Origin of the sequence: Xanthomonas sp. NCPPB 1638 (assembly GCF_041475635.2) — a bacterium.
Taxonomy (GTDB): Bacteria; Pseudomonadota; Gammaproteobacteria; order Xanthomonadales; family Xanthomonadaceae; genus Xanthomonas; species Xanthomonas cucurbitae.
The window spans coordinates 42360-68264 of sequence record NZ_CM192984.1; the positions used below are offsets into that span (position 1 = coordinate 42360).

General features: G+C 64.1%; 24 protein-coding genes and 1 pseudogene. 19 read left to right on the plus strand and 6 right to left on the minus strand.

From position 1 onward, the window contains the following. Positions 1–852: 852 nt before the first annotated feature. Positions 853–1308 carry a hypothetical protein gene (locus ACCQ13_RS00175; protein WP_372372324.1) on the plus strand — a complete coding sequence of 152 codons (456 nt, stop codon included), beginning with the start codon at positions 853–855 and terminating at the stop codon, positions 1306–1308. Here the strand turns inward: ACCQ13_RS00175 and ACCQ13_RS00180 are convergent. Then, positions 1253–2371 (minus strand): ISL3 family transposase, encoded by a 1119-nt coding sequence (locus ACCQ13_RS00180; RefSeq protein WP_159406429.1) that lies wholly within the window; start codon positions 2369–2371, stop codon positions 1253–1255. The two genes, ACCQ13_RS00175 and ACCQ13_RS00180, sit on opposite strands and share 56 nt — an antisense overlap. A 247-nt stretch (positions 2372–2618) precedes the next feature. On the opposite strand from ACCQ13_RS00180, the gene ACCQ13_RS00185 reads away from it, so the two are divergent. The 3 genes from ACCQ13_RS00185 (at position 2619) to ACCQ13_RS00195 (ending at position 4200) form a co-directional block, all read left to right on the plus strand. Then, positions 2619–2900, plus strand: coding sequence for a hypothetical protein (locus tag ACCQ13_RS00185; protein ID WP_372372325.1), 282 nt, complete (start codon positions 2619–2621; stop codon positions 2898–2900). 420 nt (positions 2901–3320) lie between these two features. Then, complete coding sequence (locus ACCQ13_RS00190) at positions 3321–3794, plus strand: hypothetical protein (RefSeq protein ID WP_139015168.1); 474 nt, start codon at positions 3321–3323, stop codon at positions 3792–3794. Positions 3795–3873: 79 nt separating this feature from the next. After that, a complete protein-coding gene (locus ACCQ13_RS00195) occupies positions 3874–4200 on the plus strand; it encodes a hypothetical protein (protein ID WP_159406410.1) in 327 nt (108 codons plus the stop codon). 83 nt (positions 4201–4283) lie between these two features. Here ACCQ13_RS00195 and ACCQ13_RS00200 read toward each other — a convergent pair whose 3' ends face one another. Continuing rightward, on the minus strand, positions 4284–5669 hold the full coding sequence (locus ACCQ13_RS00200) for an IS701 family transposase (protein WP_223214363.1): 1386 nt from the start codon (positions 5667–5669) through the stop codon (positions 4284–4286). Positions 5670–5738: 69 nt separating this feature from the next. On the opposite strand from ACCQ13_RS00200, the gene ACCQ13_RS00205 reads away from it, so the two are divergent. The 3 genes and pseudogenes from ACCQ13_RS00205 to ACCQ13_RS00215 all read left to right on the plus strand — a co-directional run. Beyond that, complete coding sequence (locus ACCQ13_RS00205) at positions 5739–6218, plus strand: DMP19 family protein (RefSeq protein WP_104603332.1); 480 nt, start codon at positions 5739–5741, stop codon at positions 6216–6218. Positions 6219–6288: 70 nt separating this feature from the next. After that, on the plus strand, positions 6289–6534 hold the full coding sequence (locus ACCQ13_RS00210; protein WP_104603333.1) for a hypothetical protein: 246 nt from the start codon (positions 6289–6291) through the stop codon (positions 6532–6534). Positions 6535–6592: 58 nt separating this feature from the next. Continuing rightward, a pseudogene (locus ACCQ13_RS00215) lies at positions 6593–7558 on the plus strand (IS701 family transposase); the annotation flags it as partial. Between the two features lie 17 nt (positions 7559–7575). Here ACCQ13_RS00215 and ACCQ13_RS00220 read toward each other — a convergent pair. Next, on the minus strand, positions 7576–8694 hold the full coding sequence (locus ACCQ13_RS00220) for an ISL3 family transposase (protein WP_159406412.1): 1119 nt from the start codon (positions 8692–8694) through the stop codon (positions 7576–7578). A 159-nt stretch (positions 8695–8853) separates the two neighbouring features. Between ACCQ13_RS00220 and ACCQ13_RS00225 the strand changes: the two genes are divergently transcribed. The 4 genes from ACCQ13_RS00225 (at position 8854) to ACCQ13_RS00240 (ending at position 11832) form a co-directional block, all read left to right on the plus strand. Beyond that, positions 8854–9372, plus strand: coding sequence for a transposase (locus ACCQ13_RS00225; protein WP_223214480.1), 519 nt, complete (start codon positions 8854–8856; stop codon positions 9370–9372). Positions 9373–9502: 130 nt separating this feature from the next. Then, positions 9503–9787 carry a hypothetical protein gene (locus ACCQ13_RS00230; protein WP_104603334.1) on the plus strand — a complete coding sequence of 95 codons (285 nt, stop codon included), beginning with the start codon at positions 9503–9505 and terminating at the stop codon, positions 9785–9787. 105 nt (positions 9788–9892) lie between these two features. Then, positions 9893–10423, plus strand: a complete 531-nt coding sequence (locus ACCQ13_RS00235) for a hypothetical protein (RefSeq protein ID WP_104603335.1) — start codon at positions 9893–9895, stop codon at positions 10421–10423. Positions 10424–10695: 272 nt separating this feature from the next. Then, on the plus strand, positions 10696–11832 hold the full coding sequence (locus ACCQ13_RS00240) for a saccharopine dehydrogenase family protein (RefSeq protein WP_104603361.1): 1137 nt from the start codon (positions 10696–10698) through the stop codon (positions 11830–11832). Between the two features lie 146 nt (positions 11833–11978). Here ACCQ13_RS00240 and ACCQ13_RS00245 read toward each other — a convergent pair whose 3' ends face one another. Further along, positions 11979–12395: a MarR family winged helix-turn-helix transcriptional regulator gene (locus ACCQ13_RS00245; RefSeq protein WP_167526789.1), complete on the minus strand. Its 417-nt coding sequence runs from the start codon at positions 12393–12395 to the stop codon at positions 11979–11981. Between the two features lie 179 nt (positions 12396–12574). Between ACCQ13_RS00245 and folE the strand changes: the two genes are divergently transcribed. The 4 genes from folE (at position 12575) to ACCQ13_RS00265 (ending at position 19929) form a co-directional block, all read left to right on the plus strand. Further along, positions 12575–13177, plus strand: coding sequence for a GTP cyclohydrolase I FolE (gene folE, locus ACCQ13_RS00250; protein ID WP_104603337.1), 603 nt, complete (start codon positions 12575–12577; stop codon positions 13175–13177). Between the two features lie 19 nt (positions 13178–13196). After that, on the plus strand, positions 13197–14666 hold the full coding sequence (locus tag ACCQ13_RS00255; protein ID WP_159406413.1) for a DUF3375 domain-containing protein: 1470 nt from the start codon (positions 13197–13199) through the stop codon (positions 14664–14666). Beyond that, on the plus strand, positions 14653–15357 hold the full coding sequence (locus ACCQ13_RS00260; protein WP_159406414.1) for a DUF4194 domain-containing protein: 705 nt from the start codon (positions 14653–14655) through the stop codon (positions 15355–15357). The genes ACCQ13_RS00255 and ACCQ13_RS00260 overlap by 14 nt, the downstream gene beginning before the upstream one ends. 543 nt (positions 15358–15900) lie before the next feature. Next, positions 15901–19929, plus strand: coding sequence for an SbcC/MukB-like Walker B domain-containing protein (locus ACCQ13_RS00265; protein WP_159406415.1), 4029 nt, complete (start codon positions 15901–15903; stop codon positions 19927–19929). Between the two features lie 78 nt (positions 19930–20007). Here ACCQ13_RS00265 and ACCQ13_RS00270 read toward each other — a convergent pair whose 3' ends face one another. Further along, positions 20008–20826 (minus strand): sulfite exporter TauE/SafE family protein, encoded by an 819-nt coding sequence (locus tag ACCQ13_RS00270; protein WP_104603341.1) that lies wholly within the window; start codon positions 20824–20826, stop codon positions 20008–20010. 46 nt (positions 20827–20872) lie between these two features. On the opposite strand from ACCQ13_RS00270, the gene ACCQ13_RS00275 reads away from it, so the two are divergent. The 4 genes from ACCQ13_RS00275 (at position 20873) to ACCQ13_RS00290 (ending at position 24708) form a co-directional block, all read left to right on the plus strand. After that, positions 20873–21262 (plus strand): YchJ family protein, encoded by a 390-nt coding sequence (locus ACCQ13_RS00275; protein WP_159406416.1) that lies wholly within the window; start codon positions 20873–20875, stop codon positions 21260–21262. Between the two features lie 224 nt (positions 21263–21486). Continuing rightward, positions 21487–21693 carry a hypothetical protein gene (locus ACCQ13_RS00280; RefSeq protein ID WP_159406417.1) on the plus strand — a complete coding sequence of 69 codons (207 nt, stop codon included), beginning with the start codon at positions 21487–21489 and terminating at the stop codon, positions 21691–21693. Positions 21694–22040: 347 nt separating this feature from the next. After that, a complete protein-coding gene (locus ACCQ13_RS00285) occupies positions 22041–23576 on the plus strand; it encodes a DNA recombination protein RmuC (RefSeq protein WP_208800555.1) in 1536 nt (511 codons plus the stop codon). Between the two features lie 580 nt (positions 23577–24156). Next, positions 24157–24708, plus strand: a complete 552-nt coding sequence (locus tag ACCQ13_RS00290; RefSeq protein ID WP_159406419.1) for a glutathione peroxidase — start codon at positions 24157–24159, stop codon at positions 24706–24708. Between the two features lie 138 nt (positions 24709–24846). Here the strand turns inward: ACCQ13_RS00290 and ACCQ13_RS00295 are convergent, their stop codons facing one another. Beyond that, positions 24847–25899, minus strand: coding sequence for an MlaA family lipoprotein (locus ACCQ13_RS00295; RefSeq protein ID WP_104603345.1), 1053 nt, complete (start codon positions 25897–25899; stop codon positions 24847–24849). Between the last annotated feature and the right edge of the window lie 6 nt (positions 25900–25905).

Consider the following 25905-nt stretch of genomic DNA (forward strand, 5'->3'; position numbering starts at 1 on the left):
CGCCTGCGTCTTTGCCGGATAACGCTAGAAGCCTCGCAAAAGCCGCGCTCGCTTGCCATCGTGCATTCCCTTGACTGGAGCTAGGAGTTCCCCTATTCACAACGAATCTACAATCGGAGATACTCGCCACAACACCGCATTTCGGCGGTCCAATAGTTGTTAGGCAGTGGTGGAGCAAATGCGTTGGTGGTTGCCGTTTCGGTGAGTTCGCAGGCGTGCATGCGGTTGGCTCCGGGCAACAGTCATCACTTTTGTGGGGTGCGGTAAGTTCAGTGCTTCGCCCTTGTCCGTCGTTGCCGCGCCGCGCTCATTGTGCTTGGCTTCGGTGGCACCACGCGCCGCTGCATTGCTGAGCAAGCTCAATCCCACAACCTGTGGCACACTTGGCTCAGGCGGCAGTGCTGGGGAGCATGGTTGCACGATCGAAGCCTTTGCGGCCACTCACTGCCTAACAACTCATTCAAGCCGAAGTTGCTTCGCAACTCGGCTTAATTCCAGCGTTAGGCAGTGGTGGAGCAAATGTGTTGGTGGTTGCCGCTTCGGTGAGTCCGCAGGTGTGCATGCGGTCGGCTCCGGGTAGCAGTCATCACCGTTGCTCGTGTCGGTAGGTTTGGTGCTTCGCCCTCGCACGCTGTTTCCGTGCGGCGCTCATTGCGCTTGGCTTCGGTTGCATCATGCGTCTCGGCACCGCTGGGTAAGCTCCATCCCGCAAGCTGTGGCACACTCGGTCCAGGCGGCAGTGCTGGGGAGCAAAGTTGCAACATCCAACTTCTGCGGCCACTCACTGCCTAACAACTCATTCAAGCCGAAGTTGCTTCGCAACTCGGCTTAATTCAAGCGTTAGGTGTCACCGTGAACGATTTTGACATTCCTGGAAGGGTTGATTTCTCGATCAGCGAGGCTCAATGGCTTGCGGATCTGCACGGAATAGAGAACGACCTTCGCGACACCGACAAGATTTGCGCCAAGTCTCTTGAATTGATGCGCCCGATGCCGACTCAGAATGAGAGTGCCGCCGATTGGCTCAACGACAGTTGGCTCGCAGGGGAGTTATCGTTTGCTGCCGTTATTAAGTACGGGCGGACATTCGGTACAGGCGCGCGGTCAGGCATCCCAGTGTCATGGATAAATCAGCTTCCAGATTGCTATAAAGAGTCGCATAAGTACTTCAAAGACATCCGAGATAAGTTTGTTGCGCACTCTGTGAATACCTTCGAAGACAATCAGGTCTTTTTGTATGGGTCTTCGCGGATCACTGTGGGTGCAATCGAGCATTTTCGGGTAGCGCGGGCAGGAAGCTGGCGATGATCTTGAGCCTCAGGAACTCCTCGTCGCGATAGCCGTAGGCGCTGCGCTGGATGACCCGGATCTTGTTGTTGAGCCCTTCCACCAGGCCGAGGCTGACCTTGTTCTCCGGCCTGCAGTACGCCGCGATGCCGTCCCAGTGCCGCTCGATCATCCCCACGAACGTCTGGTAGGGCGCAAGCCGCTGCCAGCGCAGACTCTGCTTCCAGCGCTCGAAGAACTCCCGTGCACCTCGCTCGGTGCGGTAGCTCCACAGCTGCCCGAAGGACTCTTTCAGCAGGTACGCCGTGTTCAGACGTTTGTTGGCCGCCAGCAACTTGGCGAGCGCCTTCCGACCGTCCAGGGTAAGGTTTTCGCGATTGCTCAGCAGGGTGTAACGCTGGCCCTTGATGTAACTGCGATCCTGGCCTTGAAGGCGCTTGTACTCGTCGCGCCGCACCTGATCGAGCGCGTCGGACAGGTGGCGCATGATGTGGAATTTGTCGAACACGATGCTGGCGTTGGGCGCGTTCTTGCCCACCGAGTTGCGAAACGGCCGCCACATGTCCATCACCGCCACGTCGATGCCAGCACTGCGTTTTGGGCCCAATTCGGCGAAGAACTGGTCGATGTCCGCCTCGGTGCGCCCACTGCCGCCGAACCAGATCGGTCGGCCGCGCTCCAGATCGCTGACCACAACGCGGTAGTCATGGCCCTTGTGGATCGCGATCTCGTCGATGCCGATGGCGCGCGGCGCCGGCGTCCCCGCCCGGCGCACCTGCTCGGCCATGTACAGCTTGGACAGCTCCTTGACCGTGCTGTCGTGCAGGCGCTCCAGCTCAGCCACGGCCTTGTGCGTCATGCTTCGGCACAGATTGCCCACATGCAGGGCGAATCGCTCGGTGTAGCGCGGATTCTTGGCCAGCCAGTCCAGCCGCTCTACGTGCACGCCGCCGCACCCCGGGCAATCGACCCGCCAGCGCTCGAACTCCACGAACAGCATCCAGCCGGCCGCCCGCAAGTCGCGGGCGCGGCACAGGCGCTTGTCGTAGCGGCTGCGACACCGATGGCCACAGTTGGAACACACGGCCGTTTTTTTCGGCGCCGCAAGGTCACGATCCGCGCCTTCGGGGCGCCGAACACGCCCTTGAGCGTGGACTCCGCCGCGAAGCCAGGGAAGGAAAACAACTCACTCAGCCGACGGCCCGTTTTCATGCAGAACACCGCGTCAAGAAGTCAGCACAGGATGTACCACCTTCTGGGACGGTGGAAAGGGCCTGTTTCCAAGGCTCAACGCAGATTCAGGGGCCTCAAGGCACCCACACGAATCCGCGATGAGCCTTTTGTATCTTTCCCCGCAGTTCGCCCCTGTCGAGGTGTCTTCCATCACGGTTGATACCGGTCGCGTCGTTTCACTTTCCAGTGAAGATATCCGCACCCTCAAGAGCTTGGCTGGTGCCCTAAAACAGTTGGTACAACAAGAGATCGCTGTGGAGAAATCTAGGGTGCTGGGAATTGCGCGATCGCTGCCTCTTGCCGATCTGCTAGCGCGCGAGACTGACAACCGCCCTCTACCGGCCGCTGAAGACGTCGGTAAGCCTAGGCCAAGGGCGTGACACCTAACAATTCATCCAAGCCGACGCCGCTTCACGGCGCGGCTTAACTCAGGTGTTAGGCAGTGGTGGAGCAAATGTGTTGGTGGTTGCCGCTTCGGTGAGTCCGCAGGTGTGCATGCGGTCGGCTCCGGGTAGCAGTCATCACCGTTGCTCGTGTCGGTAGGTTTGGTGCTTCGCCCTCGCACGCTGTTTCCGTGCGGCGCTCATTGCGCTTGGCTTCGGTTGCATCATGCGTCTCGGCACCGCTGGGTAAGCTCCATCCCGCAAGCTGTGGCACACTCGGTCCAGGCGGCAGTGCTGGGGAGCAAAGTTGCAACATCCAACTTCTGCGGCCACTCACTGCCTAACAACTCATTCAAGCCGAAGTTGCTTCGCAACTCGGCTTAATTCAAGCGTTAGGCGCTAGGAGGAAAGTGTGCGGTGAGTACGAACTTCGAAACGACGCTAGCGCCTGTCACGCGCCGCATTTCAGAAAGCTACTTAGGTCAGATGCGGAGTGCGGCCATTGGCGGTGGCAGCTTCTCCGCCGCGATTGTCCTGGTTCTTCTTCAGGTCAAGCTGACCTCCGTTGCACTGCATGTCTCGTTTGCTGCAGCTGCTCTGGGCATCCCGATCTGGATAGTTGTCTGGCAGTACGTACAGCCATACTTGCTGTATGGGCCAGACTCCTATGCTCACTTTCGGAAAGTGGGAAGCATTGGGGTAGCTACCGGGCTAGCTGTCGCTGGGCTGATTACACTCTTCGTTAGCTTCAGCGCACTTCTGTGGCACATGTCGCTTTGGGTTGCACTCGTCTTTTCGCTTTTCAGCCTCGCTGCGGTCATCGTCATCGCGAGGCATGGCCAATCTGTGCTAGCGGCGGTCAAGCTTGTAGATAACGGGCCTAGCGCCTAACAATTCGTCCAAGCCGACGCCGCTTCGCGGCGCGGTTTAACTCCGGTGTTAGCCGTTCAATCAGCGTCTTGGTGATCTGATGATTGTTGACGAGTTCCGAGACTCCATCGGAATCTACGATGAGATGCTTCGCAGCGGAGAGCGAGATCCTTTGAGCATGCTCAACATTGTGGATAAGCGGCTTGCTGACATATCCAACCACATTGCGGTGTGCCATCGCGTTCTTGCCGAGCAACGTTCGCTCGCTCACGGTGCGTTCCTTGGCAGCACTCGCAAGCGGCATGTGGACAAGGCGGAGCAAGCCGGACAAGTTCTTGAGCAGGTGATTGCAGTGCAGTCCGACTTGTTCGACTTTCGCCACAAGGTTCTTTCTCAGGTCGCCACTCACTTGCGGGGTGTCGTGTGACCGTCGCGGGCAGAACGGCTAACAATTCATTCAAGCCGAACCCGCTTCGCGGGTCGGCTTAATTCAGGCGTTAGGCCCTAATCCTACTGTGTCATTAAATGCGAAGGTGCGGAGACATCGTTCCAAGTAGTGTCACTGCGATTTCTACGGCGATTGTCCAGCGCAGCGTCGCGATCGAGTCCACTACATGGCGCTGAGCCCGCATCGGTCGCCCCGCGCGGGCTGTAATCTTCGGGTAGGGCAGGTTGCGGGCGTTGTGACGGTTTTTTTTGATGCGCCCCGCGCAAGCGCTCAGCAACCAGAAACCCGTAAGCAGCAATGCATAGCGTGGCGTGATGATGAAACCCCCGCCAACCGCGCCCTTCGTAGTGATCCAGACCAAACTCCTGCTTCAGGTCCTGATAATCGCGTTCAACCCGCCAGCGCGCTTTGACCGTATTCACCAGATCCTTGCGGAGCGTGCTTGCCGGCAAGTTGGAGAGGAAGTAGCGCGTTGGCTTGTCTTCGTTTTCGGGCCATTCGATCAACAACCACTCCTCCTGACGCAAACGATCTCCCTGCGCGGCACGCACGCGCAGGGCCGCAAAGCGTCCGGACAACGGTGCGTTGCTGCCTTCCCGCCATGACACCGTCCGGAAGGCACGCCGAGGCAGGGACTGCGCCAGTGCCTCCACCGACTGTGGCTGGCGATCCGCCGTGCGGCGATGGCGAATCGCAGGACGGCCCTGCCCCTTCCAAGGCGCGGGCGGCTCGGGCGTTTGCCCCGGCGGCCAGACCTTGACGCTCGAAACAATCCCCACTGCATAAGTCAGTTCCAAGGCAGTCAGCGCATCACGCCAAGCCGTATTGCTGCCATAAGCTGCATCGGCCAACACGGTGCCGCGGACGACACCTGCAGCACACGCGGCCTGCATCTGCGCCAGCGCTATCTCTGGCTTGGTGGCGAACGCGATCTCTTCCGGAACACCTGCCTTCTCCCGCTTCGCCGCATCGGCCGCCCAAGCCTCAGGAAGATACAGCCCAAAGGCCATCGGCACGCTCGCCGCAGGCGTCGCCAGCGAGACGCTCACCGCCACCTGGCAGTTGTCCTGTTTGCCGATCTCCCCGCAGTACTGTCGGGTCACACCGACCGAATGCTTGCCCTTCTTGCGAAAACCCGTGTCGTCCACGATCCAGTACACCTCGCCCTTCAAATCCATATGCGATGAGACGTACTGACGGACGCGCTCCAGCACCGCCGCATCGGACCAGTCCGACTTGGCCACGAAATGGTGCAACGCCTGATGCCGAGCCCGTGTCCGCAGCGGATCCACATGCGCCGCCAGCGGCTCTACGCTTTTGCGCTCCAACGGCAGCATCAATCCTCGGCAATAACCGTGTAAGCTCGCCGCGCGATCAGCATGACCAAGCGCAGCGGATAGGTCATCCAAATAGGCGGAAAAACGCGCTTGGTGACTGACTGCGGCCATGTTCATCTCAGCACGGTGTGGATTGCCTGCAGAATAACATTTTTATGACACAGTAGGACTAAGGAAACCATGCGATTCTTTGACGCACTAAAAAAAGATGATCCGGCATATGAGATCTTCAACTCCGCTCTGGACACAGTCTTTGACGAGGGCGATGGAGTTACAGAGCACATTGAGCGCCTTACTGATCAGGCACGCCTCGTCTACTTGCTGTGGTGCCTAGACGGAGAGGTACATAACGGTGGCTTTGACCAGCTATTCACAAACTCGCTCGGCAATCACTGCCTTGAGATCCTCCGGCACCTTGAGGTTGTTGGTGCAACCAATTCCCACCGTCTCTTGGCACGCGCAGTTTCCTGGTTCCCCAACTCATCACCCTCCCGGAATCGGACGGAAAGATGGTCGCAACATGAGTCATTCTCCGACAATCCAGAGTATCAGGCCGAGATGGATCGTCTTGACACTGAGTTCTATGAGTACAAAGACAATTTGGCATCACTGGTAAATGCATATGTGGCCCGGCACCCTGATGCCTCGGTTAGGGCCTAACAGTTCGTTCAAGCCGAACCCGCTTCGCAGGTCGGCTTAACTCAGGCGTTAGGCGACATAGGAGAGTTTCATGCCAGGCAAAAAGGATTACTGGTTTCCTGCCAAGACTTACGGATGGGGCTGGGGACTGCCAAGTGTCTGGCAAGGCTGGCTTGTTTATGGTATCGCGTTCGTTCTTCTAGTTGCCGGGTTCTTCATCTTCCCGCCGGTCGTTGAGCCGGTAATTTTTCAGATTTATATCTGGGCAGTTCTACTAATTCTCGTGGCCATCTGCTGGGTCAAAGGTGAGCCGCCGCGTTGGCGTTGGGGTAAGTAGTCCTACTGTGTCATAAAAATGTTATTCTGCAGGCAATCCACACCGTGCTGAGATGAACATGGCCGCAGTCAGTCACCAAGCGCGTTTTTCCGCCTATTTGGATGACCTATCCGCTGCGCTTGGTCATGCTGATCGCGCGGCGAGCTTACACGGTTATTGCCGAGGATTGATGCTGCCGTTGGAGCGCAAAAGCGTAGAGCCGCTGGCGGCGCATGTGGATCCGCTGCGGACACGGGCTCGGCATCAGGCGTTGCACCATTTCGTGGCCAAGTCGGACTGGTCCGATGCGGCGGTGCTGGAGCGCGTCCGTCAGTACGTCTCATCGCATATGGATTTGAAGGGCGAGGTGTACTGGATCGTGGACGACACGGGTTTTCGCAAGAAGGGCAAGCATTCGGTCGGTGTGACCCGACAGTACTGCGGGGAGATCGGCAAACAGGACAACTGCCAGGTGGCGGTGAGCGTCTCGCTGGCGACGCCTGCGGCGAGCGTGCCGATGGCCTTTGGGCTGTATCTTCCTGAGGCTTGGGCGGCCGATGCGGCGAAGCGGGAGAAGGCAGGTGTTCCGGAAGAGATCGCGTTCGCCACCAAGCCAGAGATAGCGCTGGCGCAGATGCAGGCCGCGTGTGCTGCAGGTGTCGTCCGCGGCACCGTGTTGGCCGATGCAGCTTATGGCAGCAATACGGCTTGGCGTGATGCGCTGACTGCCTTGGAACTGACTTATGCAGTGGGGATTGTTTCGAGCGTCAAGGTCTGGCCGCCGGGGCAAACGCCCGAGCCGCCCGCGCCTTGGAAGGGGCAGGGCCGTCCTGCGATTCGCCATCGCCGCACGGCGGATCGCCAGCCACAGTCGGTGGAGGCACTGGCGCAGTCCCTGCCTCGGCGTGCCTTCCGGACGGTGTCATGGCGGGAAGGCAGCAACGCACCGTTGTCCGGACGCTTTGCGGCCCTGCGCGTGCGTGCCGCGCAGGGAGATCGTTTGCGTCAGGAGGAGTGGTTGTTGATCGAATGGCCCGAAAACGAAGACAGGGTCTTCGCGGATCACTGTGGGTGCAATCGAGCATTTTCGGGTAGCGCGGGCAGGAAGCTGGCGATGATCTTGAGCCTCAGGAACTCCTCGTCGCGATAGCCGTAGGCGCTGCGCTGGATGACCCGGATCTTGTTGTTGAGCCCTTCCACCAGGCCGAGGCTGACCTTGTTCTCCGGCCTGCAGTACGCCGCGATGCCGTCCCAGTGCCGCTCGATCATCCCCACGAACGTCTGGTAGGGCGCAAGCCGCTGCCAGCGCAGACTCTGCTTCCAGCGCTCGAAGAACTCCCGTGCACCTCGCTCGGTGCGGTAGCTCCACAGCTGCCCGAAGGACTCTTTCAGCAGGTACGCCGTGTTCAGACGTTTGTTGGCCGCCAGCAACTTGGCGAGCGCCTTTCGACCGTCCAGGGTAAGGTTTTCGCGATTGCTCAGCAGGGTGTAACGCTGGCCCTTGATGTAACTGCGATCCTGGCCTTGAAGGCGCTTGTACTCGTCGCGCCGCACCTGATCGAGCGCGTCGGACAGGTGGCGCATGATGTGGAATTTGTCGAACACGATGCTGGCGTTGGGCGCGTTCTTGCCCACCGAGTTGCGAAACGGCCGCCACATGTCCATCACCGCCACGTCGATGCCGGCGCTACGTTTTGGGCCCAATTCGGCGAAGAACTGGTCGATGTCCGCCTCGGTGCGCCCACTGCCGCCGAACCAGATCGGTCGGCCGCGCTCCAGATCGCTGACCACAACGCGGTAGTCATGGCCCTTGTGGATCGCGATCTCGTCGATGCCGATGGCGCGCGGCGCCGGCGTCCCCGCCCGGCGCACCTGCTCGGCCATGTACAGCGTGGACAACTCCTTGACCGTGCTGTCGTGCAGGCGCTCCAGCTCAGCCACGGCCTTGTGCGTCATGCTCCGGCACAGATTGCCCACATGCAGGGCGAATCGCTCGGTGTAGCGCGGATTCTTGGCCAGCCAGTCCAGCCGCTCTACGTGCACGCCGCCGCACCCCGGGCAATCGACCCGCCAGCGCTCGAACTCCACGAACAGCATCCAGCCGGCCGCCCGCAAGTCGCGGGCGCGGCACAGGCGCTTGTCGTAGCGGCTGCGACACCGATGGCCACAGTTGGAACACACGGCCGTTTTTTTCGGCGCCGCAAGGTCACGATCCGCGCCTTCGGGGCGCCGAACACGCCCTTGAGCGTGGACTCCGCCGCAAAGCCGGGGAAGGAAAACAACTCACTCAGCCGACGGCCCGTTTTCATGCAGAACACCGCGTCAAGAAGTCAGCACAGGATGTACCACCTTCTGGGACGGTGGAAAGGGCCTGTTTCCAAGGCTCAACGCAGATTCAGGGGCCTCAAGGCACCCACACGAATCCGCGATGAGCCCGAAGACAAGCCAACGCGCTACTTCCTCTCCAACTTGCCGGCAAGCACGCTCCGCAAGGATCTGGTGAATACGGTCAAAGCGCGCTGGCGGGTTGAACGCGATTATCAGGACCTGAAGCAGGAGTTTGGTCTGGATCACTACGAAGGGCGCGGTTGGCGGGGGTTTCATCATCACGCCACGCTATGCATTGCTGCTTACGGGTTTCTGGTTGCTGAGCGCTTGCGCGGGGCGCATCAAAAAAAACCGTCACAACGCCCGCAACCTGCCCTACCCGAAGATTACCGCCCGCGCGGGGCGGCCGATGCGGGCTCAGCGCCATGTAGTGGACTCGATCGCGACGCTGCGCTGGACAATCGCCGTAGAAATCGCAGTGACACTACTTGGAACGATGTCTCCGCACCTTCGCATTTAATGACACAGTAGGAGTAGGTGCCGCCTAACAATTCGCTCAAGCCAAACCCGCATCGGGGCACCGCCTGGGTGCTTTTCCGCTACGCTAGCACCCAGTCGCCACCCCGCTACGGGTCGGCTTAACTTAGGTGTTAGGCACCAAATGGGCTACCCTATCGTTGAAAAAACTCTGCGCACGATGTTCAACGCTGAGGATGGGCTGTCCCTAGCTGTGTCATGCGGTTTGTATGCACGTAGCGTCCGCTCTTCGCCAGCTTTTCGCGATCTCAAGGAAGAGCTCGCCCGTGCGTTCGCGGATCAGAATTTGTCGTGGAAGGAATTGCTTTCCAATGAAAGGTACGAGGTTGTTGAACTGGAGACCGAAGATGACGCTAAGGCGTTTGCCCATCGCATCTTGATCGTGTCGCTAGAAAGCGATGTTGAATAAAGACGCAATCTCGTGTCGGTTCGCCGAGTGCGGCCACTCACTGCCTAACAACTCATTCAAGCCGATGTTGCTTCGCGGCTCGGCTTAACTCAGGCTCTAGCGCCCATGGAAAAAGTTCTAAGGCTCCCAACGTTCAGTAAAGCACTGGCCGGCCTCTCGTTAGCGATCGCGGCTTGGAAGCTCGCCACTCTCGTTCCCTATCGAATCGGCTTCGAGCTGAGATATCTGATGTCTCCGAGTGCGCTCTACAGCTTCGCCTTCGACGCAGTGTTGGCGATAGGCGCGGTTCTGCTCTGGCGCGGCCGGCCGGCAAGCCGGTGGCTCTTTGCCGCGCAGGCGACTATGACCACGGCCGGATGGTTCGCAATCGGCGGTTTGCATCGCTTGCCCTTCATCCTTATGTATCTCAAGGGCACCGACGATCCCTCCGCGCAGGCTGCAATCGGCTATATGGCGCGGCCATTCTTGGTCTTTGGTGTGTGGTGCCTGTTCGGCTGGCTCCTCGCACTCGCTTGCTTTGCGTGTTTCGGAACGGCGCGGGGCGCCCCGCGCCGGAGTTCCAGTATGCCCCGAGCCGAACGGCCTGAGGACCCTACTCTGGCCGAGATCATGCGCCGCAAAGCGGATGAGCGCTAACAATTCGTCCAAGCCGACGTGCCCCGCAACTCGGCTTAATGCAAGCACTGGCAGCGCAGCAACGCGCATGGGCCGACCCGAAGACCGTACTGGCCTGCAAGCAAGCCGCCGCACAGGCGCGCGTCACACGCCAGGCGTTGCAGGTGTTGCACGACGCGCTGGAGAGTGGCCTGGCCACGCGGGTCGCCGGCACTGAGCCGGCTTCGCCAGGGCGGGGCACCAATACCGCTGTGGTCGCCGATACTGTGCGGCAGGCAGACGGTGAGCAAGCGATGACATACCGGGTGGTGGTATTGGGTGGTTTCGGGCACTTCGGAGCGCGCATCGTGCGGGCGCTGGCGGCTACTCCGCAGGTGCATGTGATTGCCGCCGGCCGGCATCCCGGCGAGGTTGCCGTGCACTGGCCGGAGGCCGCCGCTGGATGCATTTCAACGTACCGGCTGGATATCGACGCGGAGGATTTCACGACCCGGCTGGCGGCTACCGGTGCCGATGCGGTGGTGCACACGGCCGGGCCATTCCAGGGGCAGGCCTATGCGGTGGCCCGCAGCTGCCTGCAGGCCGGCATGCATTACATCGACCTGGCCGATGGCCGCGCCTTCGTACGCGACTTTGCGGCGGCGCTGGATGCGTCTGCGCGTCAGGCGCAGCGGGTCGCCATCAGTGGTGCCAGCACGTTGCCTGCGCTCTCCAGCGCGGTGATCGACGCGTTGTTGCCGCGCTTTGCGGCCTTGCACGAGATCGGCATGGTGATCGCGCCTGCACAGGGCACGCCGCTGGGGCTGGCTACCGTGCGCGCAGTGCTGTCGTACTGCGGCACGCCGTTTGCGTGGTGGCACGATGGCCGCTGGCAACAGGTGGTGGGCTGGTCGAGGCCGGTGCGTGTGCAGTTCGCGCGGCTGGCATCACGCCTGGCTTCGCCCTGCGATGTGCCCGACCATGACCTGCTGCCGCAGCGTTATCCCGGCGTGCGGACGGTGCAGTTTCGCGCCGCGCTGGAAGTGCCCTTCCTTCAGCGTTGCCTGGCGGTCATCGCCTGGCTGCGTCAGCACGGCGTGCCGCTGCCAATGGCACGCGTGGCCAGGCTGCTTGCGCGTGCCGGGCGCTGGTTCGACCGCTTTGGTACCGATCTGGGCGGCATGCGCGTGGACCTGCGCGGGCAGGCGCATGCCGTGGATGCTGGCGAGACCGCAGTGCCCTTGTGGCTGCAGTGGGATCTCACCGCTCCGATGTTGCATGGGCCAGAAATCCCATGTTTTGCGGCAATTCTGCTGGTCCGCAAACTGGCTGCCGGGCACCCGTTGCCGATCGGTGCACACGCCTGCATGGGGCTGCTGACGCTGGCCGATTTCGAACAGGAATTTGCTGCATGGCAGATGCAGGCGGAGGTGGTCCAAGTGCTTGGGTAACTGCAGGAATGGCCGGAAACGTGCCCCAACAGGTAGACGCTGGCGAGCACGGTCCAGGTGGGGAACCACACCATGCCGGGCGCCGGGGCGTCGTGGGCCGCATTGCCTGCACTGCGCTAGGCCTGACAGCCACTTGCGCCGTTCCGTCAGCCGCTCGGCCCTGACTGGCCCAGCCGCGCATGTGCCTGCGCGATCTGCTGCCACAGCGTCAGCACCACTTGCACCTGCGCCTCGCTGAGCGTGCCGAAGACCTCGGTACGCAGCGCATCCAGCCGGGCCTCGATCCGCACCACCAGCGCCTGGCCCTCGTCGGTGAGCCATAACTGGTTGGCGCGGCGGTCACTGCTGTCGGCCTCGCGCCGCACCAGCCCCTGCGCGGCCAGCTTGTCCAGCAGCCGCACCAGCGAGGCGCCTTCCATGCCCAGCTGCTGGGCCAGCGCCACCTGGCGGATGCCGCCGCCGGAGCGGCCCACCATCAGCAAGGGCCCGGTGCAGGCGCTGGACAGGCCGAACGCTTCAAAGGCCTGGTCGGCCAGCCGCTGCCATTGCCGGGCGGCTACCAACAGCCCGGAGCTGAGCTGGACGCGGGGTAGAGAGTAGTGTACTCGCCATAATCGTTAGGATGCTATCAATTCAGTACTGAATTGATAGTCACTGAACCTGCGGCAGCAGCCGCAACTGCCGCTGGGGCCGCCACCCCGTCCTCGGGTACCATGCTCGCCCCCTTTGGGTGCACTTGCGCATGAGCCAGTCCGACCAGCCCGATTCCTCCGTCACCCAGGCCCAGGCCGAAGATGCCGTGCGCACCCTGCTGCGCTGGGCCGGCGAAGACCCTGCCCGCGAAGGCCTGCTGGACACCCCGCGCCGGGTGGCCGAAGCCTATGGCGACTGGTTCAGCGGCTACCGCGAGGAACCGCGCGAATACCTGGAGCGCACCTTCGAGGAAGTGGCCGGCTACGACGAACTGATCGTGCTGCGCGACATCTCCTACGAAAGCCATTGCGAGCACCACATGGCGCCGATCATCGGCAAGGTGCACGTCGGCTACCTGCCGAGCGGCAAGGTGGTGGGCATCAGCAAGCTGGCCCGGGTGGTGGAAAGCTATGCGCGCCGCTTCCAGGTGCAGGAAAAGATGACCGCGCAGATCGCCCAGTGCATCCAGGACGTACTGCAACCGCGCGGCGTCGGCGTGGTGGTGGAAGGCGCGCATGAGTGCATGACCACCCGCGGCATCCACAAGCGCGGCGTCAGCATGGTGACCTCCAAGATGCTGGGCAGCTTCCGCGAAGACGCGCGCACGCGCGCCGAATTCCTGCAGTTCCTCGAAGTGGGCGGCAAGCGTTGAGGCAGCCCCTGCAGTCGCCATGAAGCACCAGGCACGGATTGCCGGCTATCGCCAGTTGCGCGAGCAGCCGGCCTGGAAACTGCTGGCCGCCGATCATGCCCCGGAGCTGATCGGCCTGCTGCAGACGCTGTTGATGGATGGCGAACGCCGGTTGCCGTCGGCAGTGCTGCACGCGCGCCTGCAGCGCCAGCTGGACGCGCTGCGCGGCGATGAACTTTCGCGCGAGCTGCCGCGCACCGCGCAGGCCTATCTGGCGCACTGGCTGGCGCAGGGCTGGCTGGAACGCCGCCTGCCCGAGGGTGCGGCCGAAGAGGAATACGAACTCTCGCGCGCGGCCACCCAGGCGATCCGCTGCATCGCCGGCCTGCGCGAGAGCGGCAGCAGCGCCACCGAGAGCCGGCTGTCGCTGGTGATTCAGCAGCTGGTGCAGCTGGCCGGCCAGACCGAAGCCGACCCGGAGCTGCGGCTGGCCGCCCTGCGCGACGAACGTGCCCGCATCGACGCCGAGATCGAACGGGTGGCCTCTGGTCGCGTTGCTGCGCTGGATGGCAAGCGCGCGCTGGAACGTGCACGCGACCTGATTCATCTCTCCGACGAGCTGGCGGAGGATTTCCATCGCGTCCGCGACGACTTCGAGCAGCTCAACCGCCAGTTCCGCGAGCGCATCATCGATGACGAAGGCGCGCGCGGCGATGTGCTGGAGCAGCTGTTCAACGGCGTGGACGTGATCGCCGACAGCGAGGCCGGGCGCACCTTCGAGGCGTTCTGGAGCCTGCTCAACGACACCCAGCAAAGCAGCCAGCTGGACCAGGCGTTGGACGCCCTGCTTGCACGCGGTTTCGCGCGCAAGCTCGATCGTCGCGAACGCGCCTTCCTGCGCGGGCTCACCGGCACGCTGCTGGAGCGCGGTGGCGAAGTGCACACGGTGATGCAGCATTTCGCACGCAGCCTGCGCGGGTTCGTGCAGAGCCGCGGCTATCTGGAACAGCGCAGGCTCAACCAGTTGCTCAAGCAGGCCCAGGGCGAAGCCCTGCAGCTGCGCGACAGCCTGCACGCCACCGCCGCCACCGGCTACACCCAGGCGCTGAGCAGCAGCCGGCTGCGCTCGCTGTCGCAATGGCGGCTGCACGACCCGCGGCTGACCCAGGTCGATGGCCGCGTGCACGCCGCCGATGCGGCGGACATCTCGCTGGACAGCGTGGGCGACCTGGTCGCGCAATCGGAGATCGATGTGCGCACCTTGCGCAACGATCTGTATGTGCTGCTTGGGCAACAGCTGCGGCTCACCATTGGCGATGCGCTGCAGCGGCGCCCTGCGGTACAGGGGCTGGGTAGCGTGATCGGTTATCTGTCGCTGGGCACGCGCCACGGCATGGTGATCGACGGCCAGATGGAGACGGTGCAATGGGAAGGCGGCGACGGCGCGGTACGCCGTGCGCGCATTCCCTTGGTGTGGTTTACCCGGGAGAAACGCAATGAACTGGTCTGAGCAGGCGCGGTCCGACATGCACAAGGACGACGAGGGCGCCGCCGACAGAGCCACGCCGCTGCGCGCCAGCGATGCCGCCGGCGACGTACCGGGCGGTGCGCTGTTCCTGGGCGACACCGGCACGCTGCCGTTCGAGGCGCGCCGCGCGCTGTGCCAGTTGCTGGCCGGGCCCAGCATCGATGCGCAGCGGCATGGCGCGTTATGGCCGGCGCTGCTGCGCAATGAAGCGGCCATCCGCCAGGTGTTGTGCGAGCTGTTCCTGGAGCTGGTGCTGGACCGCGAGGGCGGGGTGGCGTTCACCCGCCAGGCCGACACCGCCGAGCTGGAATCGCCCAGCTTGCTGCGCAGCGCGCCGCTGACCTTCATCGAGTCGGTGCTGTTGTTGTTTCTGCGCCAGCAGCTGGCCGAGGCGGATACGCGCGGCGAGCGCGCGGTGGTGGACGAGGCGCAGTTGGTGGAGGCGTTGTCGGTGTACGAGAAGAACGTCTCCACCGACAAGGCTGGGTTCACGCGGCGGGTGATGACGGCCATCGGCAAGATGCGCGACAACCAGTTGCTGTCGCGGCTACGCGGCAGCGAGGAGCGTTACGAGGTGTCGCCGGTGTTAAAGCTGTTGTTCTCGGCGGAGGATGTGCAGGCGTTGGTGCTGGCGTATCGGGAGTTGCGAGAGGGGGAGGTTGCGTTGGAGTGATGCCTCTTGCATCTTCCTTCTCCCTCCGGGAGAAGGTGCCCGAAGGGCGGATGAGGGTGCGGTGTCAGGCGGTGCGTGAAGTGTTACGGGTTGTGTTTGGTAGGGCAGAGCTTTCACGCCCTTTCGGGCGCGAGTCACTTTTCTTTAGCTTGTGCAAAGAAAAAGTAACCAAAAAGAAAGCACACCCCGTCCTCGCGCCCTCCGCGCCTGCGGCGCTGCGGGTGCGCAAGTCCGGCAGAAATTTTTGTAAGGGACATCTCTGTCCCTTACAAAAACCTCGCCCATCCATGCGCGCCGCCCTACGGGTTGTATCTGCCGGCCTTGCCGCTGCGGTATGGGGCCCGAAATGCAGACTGCAACAGTAAACCTGCTCTTGTAGGAGCGACCCTGGTCGCGAAGCCGTCCACCCACGCCATCCGCTACCCTGACCAAACTCTTCCCGCACCACCGCACCACCGCACCACCGCACCACAAAAAAATGCGTCACCGTTCGTGATGGTCTGTCCCTGGCACCTCTGTCGTTCCGTTATTGGTGAGTGAGCAATGAATTTCCAGTCCAACCTGTCGCCGGCACAGCCGGGTGCTTCCTTGTTCACCGAAACGCTGGCCGAGCAACGCGCGCAGCAGTTCCGCATGCGACGCCTGCAGGTGCACAACTGGGGCACGTTCAACGGCTTGACCGAGGTGCCGATCGCCGAGAAGGGCTTTTTGTTCGTCGGGCGCTCGGGTTCGGGCAAGTCCACCTTACTGGATGCGATGTCGGCACTGCTGACGCCACCGAGCATCGTCGACTTCAACGCCGCCGCGCGCGAGGCCGAGCGTAGCGGTCGCGATCGCAATCTGGTGTCGTACGTGCGTGGGGCCTGGGCCGATCAGCAGGACAGCGCGTCTGGCGAGATCGCCACGCAATACCTGCGCAAGGGTGCCACCTGGACGGCGCTGGTGCTGGAATACCGCAACGCGCAGGGCGAGGCGGTGAGCCTGATCCGGTTGTTCTGGATTGCCGGCAGCGGCAATGCGGCCGCCGATGTACGCCGCCACTACATGGTGGCGCCGCGCCGCTTCGACGTGGCCAGCGAGCTGGATGGCTTCGACCTGGACCTGCGCAAGCTCAAGGCGCGGCTGGGCGAGGAGGTGGCGCATTTCGATGGGTTCTCCGGTTACGCCGAACGCTTCCGGCACGCGCTGGGCATCGGCAACGAGATGGCGCTGCGCTTGCTGCACAAGACTCAGTCGGCCAAGAATCTGGGCGATCTCAATGCGTTTCTGCGCGGCTTCATGCTGGACGAGCCGCGCACCTTCGAAGCCGCCGATCGGCTGGTGGAGGATTTTGCAGAGCTCGATGGTGCGCACCATGCGGTGGTCACTGCACGCCGCCAGGTGGAGACGCTGACGCCTGCGCGCGAGCACCATGCGGCGCTGATGGCGTTGCGCCACAGCGTCGGCGAGTTGCGCGAGCTGCAGTTGGGCGTGGACAGCTACCGCGAGCAGCAGCGGCTGGCCCTGCTGGATGAGCGCTTGCAGGAGCTGGACAACCAGGACCGCGGCCTGGCCGGCGAAGAAGGCCAGCGCCGCGAATCGCTGGACAACCACGAACAGAAGCTGGTCGGGCTGGAACGCGAGCAGCGCGCCGCCGGCGGCGAGCAGATCGAAGAACTGGAACGCGAGCGCGCACGCGTGGAGCGCGAGCGCGACGAACGCCTGCGCCGCCGCGCGCAGATCGAACAGGCCTGCCGCCAGCTCGGTACCGCCCTGGCGGCCGGGGCCAGCGGCTTTGCCGCGCAGATCGCGCATGCGCAAACCGTGCTGGATAACGGCAAGCACGACGCCAGCGCACTGGACGACGCCATCGCCGAGCGCATGGGCGCGCGCCGCGACGACGAGCGCCGCTTTGCCGAGATCCGCGTCGAGCTGGATGCGCTGAAAAAAGCGCCATCGAGCATGCCCGCACCGATGCAGGCCCTGCGTGCGCGGCTGTGCGAAGACACCGGCATTGCCGAGGCCGCGCTGCCGTTCGTCGGCGAGCTGGTGCAGGTGCGTGATGACCAGATGGCCTGGCGCGGTGCGATCGAGCGTGTACTGCACGGCTTTGCACAATCGCTGCTGGTGGACGAGCGGCATTACGCGCAGGTCAGCGAATGGGTCAATCGCACCCACATCGGCACGCGCCTGGTGTATTTCCGTGTGCGTCGCAACGACGAGCTGCACTCGCGGCGGGTCGATCCCGACGCGCTGCCGGGCAAGCTGCAATTGCGCGAGCACGCCTTCACCGAGTGGCTGCGCAACGAGCTCACCCGCCGCTTCGATTACGCCTGCGTGGACAACGCCACCGCGCTGCGCAACGCCGACCGCGCCATCACCCGCGAGGGCCAGGTCAAACACCCCGGCGATCGCTATGAGAAGGACGACCGCCACGCGGTCAATGATCGCAAGCGGTGGCTGCTCGGCCACGACAACCGCGACAAGCTCAAGGTGTTCGAGCGCGAAGCGCAGGCGCTGGCGCAGCGCATTGCCAGCTGCGATGCCGATGTCGCAGCACTGCGCAAGCAGCGCGAACAGGACCAGGAACGCCAGCTCGCCGCGCACACGCTGGTGGAGCGCGACTGGGACGAGATCGACGTTGGCCCCAAGCTGCAGCGCCTGAGCGATATTGATGAGCAGCTGGTGCAGCTGCGCGAAGGCAACAGCGGTTTGCGCGCGCTCGGCCAGGCCATCGATACCGCACGCACCTTGCGCGACCAGGCCAAGCGCACCTATGACGATGTGCGGCTGGAACGCGCGCAACTGGCGCGCGAGCGCGTACGGCTTGCGCAGCAGCATGCGGCGTGCACGGGCCGCGCTGGCACTGCCACGCTCACGCCCACCCAATTGCAGGGGTTGCGGGAACGGCTTGCCGCATTGACCCCGCTGTCGCTGGACAATCTGGAAGCGCATTTCCGTGTGGTCGAGCGTGGCCTGGCCGAGCAACTCGCCGAAAGCCAGGGCCGCGACAGCCGGCTCAGCGCGCAACTGCTGGAATGCTTCCGCAAGTATTGCCAGCAGTGGCCCGAAGACAGCGGCGACTTCACCGTGAGTCTTTCCAGCGCCGACGATTTTCTCGCGCGGCTGGATCGGCTGGAAAGCGATGGCCTGCCGCGGCACGAGCATCGCTTCTTCGACCTGTTGCAGACCCAGAGCAAGAACAACCTGCTGGCCTTGCAGCGCCACACTGCCGAGGCCCAAAAGGGCATCAAGCAGCGCATGGACGAGGTCAATGCCAGCCTGGAGCAGGTGCCCTTCAACCGCGACACCATCCTGACCATCGAGGTCAGCGACCGCCGCCTGACCGAGGTGCAGGAATTCCAGCAGCAGTTGCGCGCGGTGCTGTCGCACCAGCAGACCGAAGATCGCGCCTTGGCCGAGGCGCAGTTTTCCACCTTGCGTGCGCTGGTGGCGCGGCTGGGCGCGCAGGAGCCGGAGGCGCGGCGCTGGCGCGAACAGGTGCTGGACGTGCGCCTGCATGTGGAATTCATCGGCGTGGAACTGGACGCGCAAACGCGCGTGCAGGTGGAGATCTACCGCAGCGGTGCCGGCAAGTCCGGCGGTCAGCGGCAGAAACTGGCCACCACCTGTTTGGCGGCGGCACTGCGTTACCAGCTCGGTGGCGAAGATGGCGAACTGCCGCGCTATTGTGCGGTGGTGCTGGACGAAGCCTTCGACAAGGCCGATAACGAGTTCACCGCATTGGCGATGAACATCTTCGAAAATTTCGGCTTCCAGATGGTGGTGGCCACGCCGTTGAAGTCGGTGATGACGCTGGAACCCTTCATCGGCGGGGCGTGTTTCGTGGAGATCAGTGGCCGTCATAACTCCGGCGTGCTGCTGATCGAATACGACGAACAGGCGCAGCGCTTGAAGCTGCCCGAACGCTCGCGTGGCGATGAGCCAGCGGTCGCCGATGCGACGGACGTTGCGCCATCGATCATGGCTGCGAGCGAGCCTGCAGGAGTGCAGGGTGCTGCAAACGCAGAGGGCATGGCAACTGATGGCGTTCCAGCACACCCGACATCGCCAGCGGCGGACCAGACGTTGCCCGCAGCAAAGAACGTGCGCAGCAACAAACGCAAACAGTCGGTGGCGACGGCGAACCAGCAGAACACGAAAACCAGGACCACATCGCCCACGCGCGCTGTGGCACAGGCTCAAGCAAAAAAAACGGGCACATCGTCTTTGCGCACATCGTCCGTGACCAGCAAGCCGGCATCGGACAAACACGCAAGGGGTGGGTCGCACGCGCAGGCGGTGCCGTCGTCAGGAACTGGCGCACCCAACCCGGCCAAGCCCGCACGGTCGTCAAGAACGGGCAAGCCGATCGCCGCGCCACGCACATCCAACGTCACATCGAAGAAGGCCGCCACAGCATCTGCGGCAGCGAAAGCCACCACCGCCAAGCCGCGTGCAACAACCGCGTCGACGGGGCGGCCAGCACGTGGTGCCGGCAAGACAGCCTCGGCACGCGTGGCGGCGAAACCGTTGCCAGCCAAGAAGCGCGGCGCCAAGGTAGGCACCCCGCAGACGCGCGGCAAGCGCTGACACAGTGCACGTTGACGCTACTTGCCCGGGTGGCGTCACCGGCTTCGATCACCTCGCCCTGGCAGCGGGTTTCCACGGCTAGTGCAGCAGATCCCAGCCCATCTTGCCGATCAGCACGATCACCAGCACCAGGAACAGTTTGCGGATCAATGGCGTGCCACCGCGTAACGCCATCCGCGTGCCGACTACCGCGCCGGCCACGTTCGCTGCCGCCATCGGGATGCCGATCGCCAACATCACTTGTCCGCTGGGCAGAAAGAACGACAACGCGGCAAGGTTGGTGGCCAGGTTGACCACCTTGGCTGCCGCCGAGGCGCGCAGGAAATCCAGCCCGAAAAAGCGGATGAACAGGAAGATCAGAAAGCTGCCCGTGCCTGGGCCGAAGAACCCGTCGTAGAAGCCGATTGCCGCCCCCATCGCCAATGCGGTCGCCAGTTCGCGACGGCCGATCTGGCGTGGCCGGTGCAGCGCACCGAAATCCTTCTTGATCAACGTGTAGATCAGCATCGCGACCAGTAGCACCAGGATCAGCGGCCGCACCGCGTGCTTGGGCATCAGGCTGACCGCGGTCGCGCCCAGGAACGAAAACGTGAATGCTGCCGCCGTTGCATACAGCACCGGCCGCCACGGGAAGCGCACCGTGCGCGCATACCGCCAGGCCGACGCCCCGGTGCCGAACATTGCGCTGAACTTGTTGGTCCCCAGGATCAACGATGGCGCTTGCTGCGGCAGTGTTGCGAACAGGCCTGGCAACTGGATCAATCCACCGCCGCCGACCGCCGCATCCACCAGCCCGGCGACAAACGCAATGCACAGCAGCCACGGCAATTCGGTGGGAATCAATTCCAGCAAGGCCACGCTCCGCAGGACGAGGGCGACAGCATAGCCGCCGCTCATCCCTCCCCGCTCCCCAATTCCCAGTCCCATCCCGCACAATCCCCGCATGCCGACCTCCACGCCTACCGACCCCTGTCCCTGCGGTCGTCCTGCCGGGTACGCGCGCTGCTGCGGCCAGTACCACGCCGACGCGGCCGCCCCCGATGCCGAAACCCTGATGCGTGCGCGCTACAGCGCCTACGTGCGCCGTGATGTCGCGTACCTGCTGTCCAGCTGGCACCCGTCCACCCGCCCGGCCGAACTGCCCTTGGACGAAGGTGGCCGTACCACCTGGCTCGGCCTCACCGTCCAGCGTGCCCTTTCCACCAGCGAGGACAGCGCCGAGGTGGTGTTCCTGGCGCGCTACCGCATTGGCGGCGGCAGCGCGGTCCGCATGACCGAGCACAGCCGCTTCGTCCGCGAAGATGGCCGCTGGTTCTACCTTGACGCTTGCTGATCGGCTGGCGCAGTGGGTTCAGTCCCACGACCACCGTCGCCATGGTCGAGGACTGAGGGCCGGGGGCCTGCTTCTGCGGCACCCTGCACCCGGCGCCATGTCACCATCGTCCGCCATTCATCCGACCAATGGCATCAGGCGCGGGGATTTGTCGACATGGCGTTCGCAGCCGATCCGCCAAGCTTGCCGCGCTGGCGGGACTCGCCGTGGGGGTGCACGCGATCATGGGAACCTTCAATTTCTGGCTGTGGGCACTACTGGCCATCGTGGTCTTCGCGGTCGTGCTGCCGGCGGTGCTGGCCACCGTTATGGTGCGCTTCGGGCCGCGCCACGACGCACCGCCACCTGCACGCCTGCGCCGGACCGTCGATGGCAGTCCGGCGGCAGCAACGCTTTCGCTGCTGACCGGCATCGCCGGCGACGGCCATTGACGCGGTCACGCGACTAATCGCAGCACCAGGCAGGCCGTCGGCATCGAGACGATGGCGCCACCGGCAAACGCCTTCGCCACCGCGCCGGCTGGTCATGGTCAGGCGGTAGCGCTGCACGACGCGCGCGTCGTGCGACGTCATCCAGGCGGCCATCGCCGAGGCGCTTCAGCGCGGGTGTCGCCGTACTATTCTGCCGATCCACGACATGGCTGCCGCAGGCTGCGGCACGGCGATCACCTACGGCACGCTCCGCACCGCACCGACGCAGCTCCTGCGACCGGCGCCGTTACACTGCACGCATGTCATCCGAATCCCTGATCCTTCTCGGGCTGCTCTGTGCAGTCTTCGTGCTGCAACTGGCCCTGCTGCTGCGGCGTTCCTCCACCGGCGGGCTGGAGCAGGCGCTGCGCGCCGAGCAGCGCGAAGGCCGCGGCGAATTGCGCGACCAACTCGAAGGCCTGTCCCGGCAGCAGGACGCGCGCCTGGAAACCTTCGCGCGTCATCTCAGCGAGCTATCCACCCGCACCGACCAACGCCTGGACCTGCTGCGCGAGGCGCTGGGCGAAGACGCACGCAAGGCCCGCGAAGAGGGCACGCTGGCGCAGCAACGCACCGGCGAGCTGTTGACGGCCCGCCTGACCGAACTGCGCACCCAGCTGGAAGGATTCGGCCAGCAGCAGGAAACCCGCATCCACGTGTTCGGCCAGCAATTGAGCGAACTGATCGCGCGCACCGACACGCACATGGCCGCCTTGCGCGAGGCGCTGGCCGAGGATGCGCGCAAGAGCCGCGCCGAAGCGGGGCAGTCGCAACAGCGCTTCACCGAGGCATTGGGCCTGCGCCTGAGCGAACTCACCCAGCGCAACGAGCTGCGCATCGGCGAAATGCGCGCCACGCTGGAACAGCAGCTGGCCAGTCTGCAAAGCGACAACGCCAGCAAGCTGGAACTGATGCGCGCCACCGTCGACGAAAAACTGCAGACCACGCTCAATACGCGGCTGGATGCCTCTTTCCAGCTGGTCTCCGAGCGGCTGGAGCAGGTGCAGCGCGGCCTGGGCGAGATGCAGCAACTGGCCACCGGGGTGGGCGACCTCAAACGCGTGCTGACCAACGTCAAGAATCGCGGCGGCTGGGGCGAGGTGCAGCTGGACAACATTCTCGAACAGACGCTCACTGCCGAGCAGTACGCGCGCAGCGTACGGGTACGCCCGGAGACCAACGAGGCGGTGGATTTCGCGGTGCGCCTGCCCGGGCGCGGCGATACCGACACGCCGGTGTGGCTGCCGATCGATTCCAAGTTCCCGCGCGAGGATTACGAGCGCTTGCTCGACGCGCAGGAAACCGGCGACGGCGAGCAGATCCGCCTGCTCGGCAATCAACTCGAGCGCGCCATCCGCATCCAGGCCCGGTCGATCAGCGACAAGTACATCTGCCCGCCGCACACCACCGATTTCGCGGTGATGTTCCTGCCCACCGAAGGGTTGTACGCCGAAACCATCCGCCGGCCCGGTCTGGTCGATGTGTTGCAGCGCGAACACCGGGTGGTGATCGCCGGCCCCACCACCGTCACCGCCTTGCTCAACAGCCTGCAGATGGGATTCCGCACGTTGGCGATCGAAAAGCGTTCCAGCGAAGTGTGGGGTCTGCTGGGTGCGGTCAAGAGCGAGTTCGGCAAGTTCGCCGGCATCCTGGAAAAAGCGGAGAAGCAGATCAGCACGGTGGGCCGCAGCCTGGGCGAGGCCAGCCGCAAGACCCGCACCATCGAACGCCGCCTGCGCGGCGTGGAGACCTTGTCCACCGATCAATCGCAGGCGCTGCTCGACGACGCCGGCAACGACGACACCGGTAGCACGGACGACCAAGCCGGCGACGAGCAGGAATAAGGGATGTCACGGATCACCGCGTCCGTACCCCAACCGACGTGATGTAGGAGCGCCCCCGGGCGCGATGAAGCGTTCCCGGTGGTGCCCCATCGCGCCCAGGTGCGCTCCTACAGGGCGGAAGGCATCGCAGCGCCCCCGGATACCCACCGACGTGACGTAGGAGCGCCCCCGGGCGCGATGAAGCGTTCCCGGTAGTGCCCCATCGCGCCCAGGTGCGCTCCTACAGGGCGGAAGGCATCGCAGCGCCCCCGGATACCCACCGACGTGATGTAGGAGCGCCCCCGGGCGCGATGAAGCGTTCCCGGTGGTGCCCCATCGCGCCCAGGTGCGCTCCTACAGGGCGGAAGGCATCGCAGCGCCCCCGGATACCCACCGACGTGATGTAGGAGCGTCCCCGGGCGCGATGAAGCGTTCCCGGTGGTGCCCCATCGCGCCCAGGTGCGCTCCTACACGACCAAAGGCACCCTGCCGCCCAGCGCCAGGCGGTACTGCTTCGATTCACCGGCGGGTCCGCATGCGTGCGCGCCGATGCGGGCGGGGCGGTCTATGCTCTGGGGCCCCTTGCAATCAGGCCGCGCCAATGCACCAGAGCATCCACGACATTCCCCTGACCCGCATCGATGGCGCTTCCGCCACCCTTGCCGACTACCGCGGCAAGGTGCTGCTGGTGGTCAACGTCGCCTCCAAATGTGGATTGACCCCGCAATACACAGGCCTGGAAGCGCTGTATCGCGACAAACAGGCCGCCGGTCTGGAGGTGCTGGCGTTTCCGGCCAACGATTTCAACGGCCAGGAGCCCGGCAGCAACGCAGACATCGCCCAGTTCTGCCAGCTGACCTACGAGGTCACCTTTCCGATGTTCTCCAAGATCGCCGTGACCGGTGCCGATATCCATCCGCTCTACCAGGCATTGACCAGCGCGCAACCGCAGGCGGTCGGCGACGGCCCGATGCGCGAGAAGCTCGCCGGCTACGGCATTGTTCCCAATCCGATGCCCGGGGTGCTGTGGAATTTCGAGAAATTCCTGGTCGGCCGCGACGGCGCCGTTATCGCTCGCTTCGCCCCCGACGTGCCGGCAGACGATGCCCGCCTGCGCGCCGCAGTGGACGCGGCACTGGCGAGCGCTGCGTAGGCGCAACCGTCCGGCATCGCGCAGTACCGACCCGTGGCAGTTCGTCACCGCCACTCACACCCCTAGCGCGTCCTGTGCGCCAACAACACTCCCGGGATCACTCCCGCGTGTGTTGTTCACAACAGCGTTATGGTGCAGTTACCGGATCCACTGCGGGATCGGCATCGCATTGCCGGGCACGGTGTTGTCCTTGTCGTCGCGCAGATAGTCCGGCAGCTCTGTGTTGTCGCGATTGCTGCGCAAGTCGCGGGTGATCTGGTAATTGCGTCGCTGCATCCATGCGTCGCGGGTCAGCGCATACTCATCCGGAGCCTGGTCGCGCAGCGCGTCCAGTGACATCAGCTGCGCACGCGTATCCACCAGCTGCAGGCCCTGCAGCGCAAAGCGCGCGCCGCTGTCGTCGACATGGCGTATCCACGACAGCGGGATGTCGCCGGCCAGGCCAAGGGTATCGCGCACGGTGCGCGGGCCGAACAGCGGCAGCTCGAAATAGCGCGAGTTACGCCAGCCCCAGGCACCCAGGGTCTGGCCGAAGTCCTCGCTGCGTCGCGGAATGCCGGCAGCCGTCGCCGGGTCGAACAGGCCCGCCACACCCACGGTGGTGTTCATCACGAAGCGGCCCAGCGACTGCGCCGCATGCACCGGATGCCCCTGCAGCAGCTGGTTGACCATGGTCAGCGGCGTGCCGAGGTTGTCGAAGAAATTGGTCACGCCCAACCGGGCCGGGCCGGGTATCACCTTGGTGTAGGCGGTCGCCAGCGGTCGCGCCACGCCACGGTCCACCGCAAGATTGAAGCGGTGCATGCCGCGGTTGTAGCGTTCCCACGGGTCGTAGGCCGGTGCCGCTCCCGGTTGCGCCGGTGCGCCATTGGCGCCGGCCTGCGGGGTGGTCGGGCCGTACAGCGCATCGAAATCGTCTTCGGCCGTGGTGGGAGCGCCTGCGGCTGCCGAGGCCCCGGCGGTCGCGGCCGTGGTGCCATCGTCGGTTTGCGGGTCAGCGGGCGTGGCGCTCGGCGTAGCCGTCACTGTGCCGGGCGTGGCCGGTTGCGCATTCGCTCCGGCCTCGTCGCGGGGAAGCGGCGAGGCACTGGCGGCAGGCGCGGCCGGCGGCGGCGCGGATTTCGGGGCATGGCTGGCGCAGGCACCGAGCAAGAGGCAGGCCAACAGGGGAATGCAACGGAACTGGGTCATGGCGTG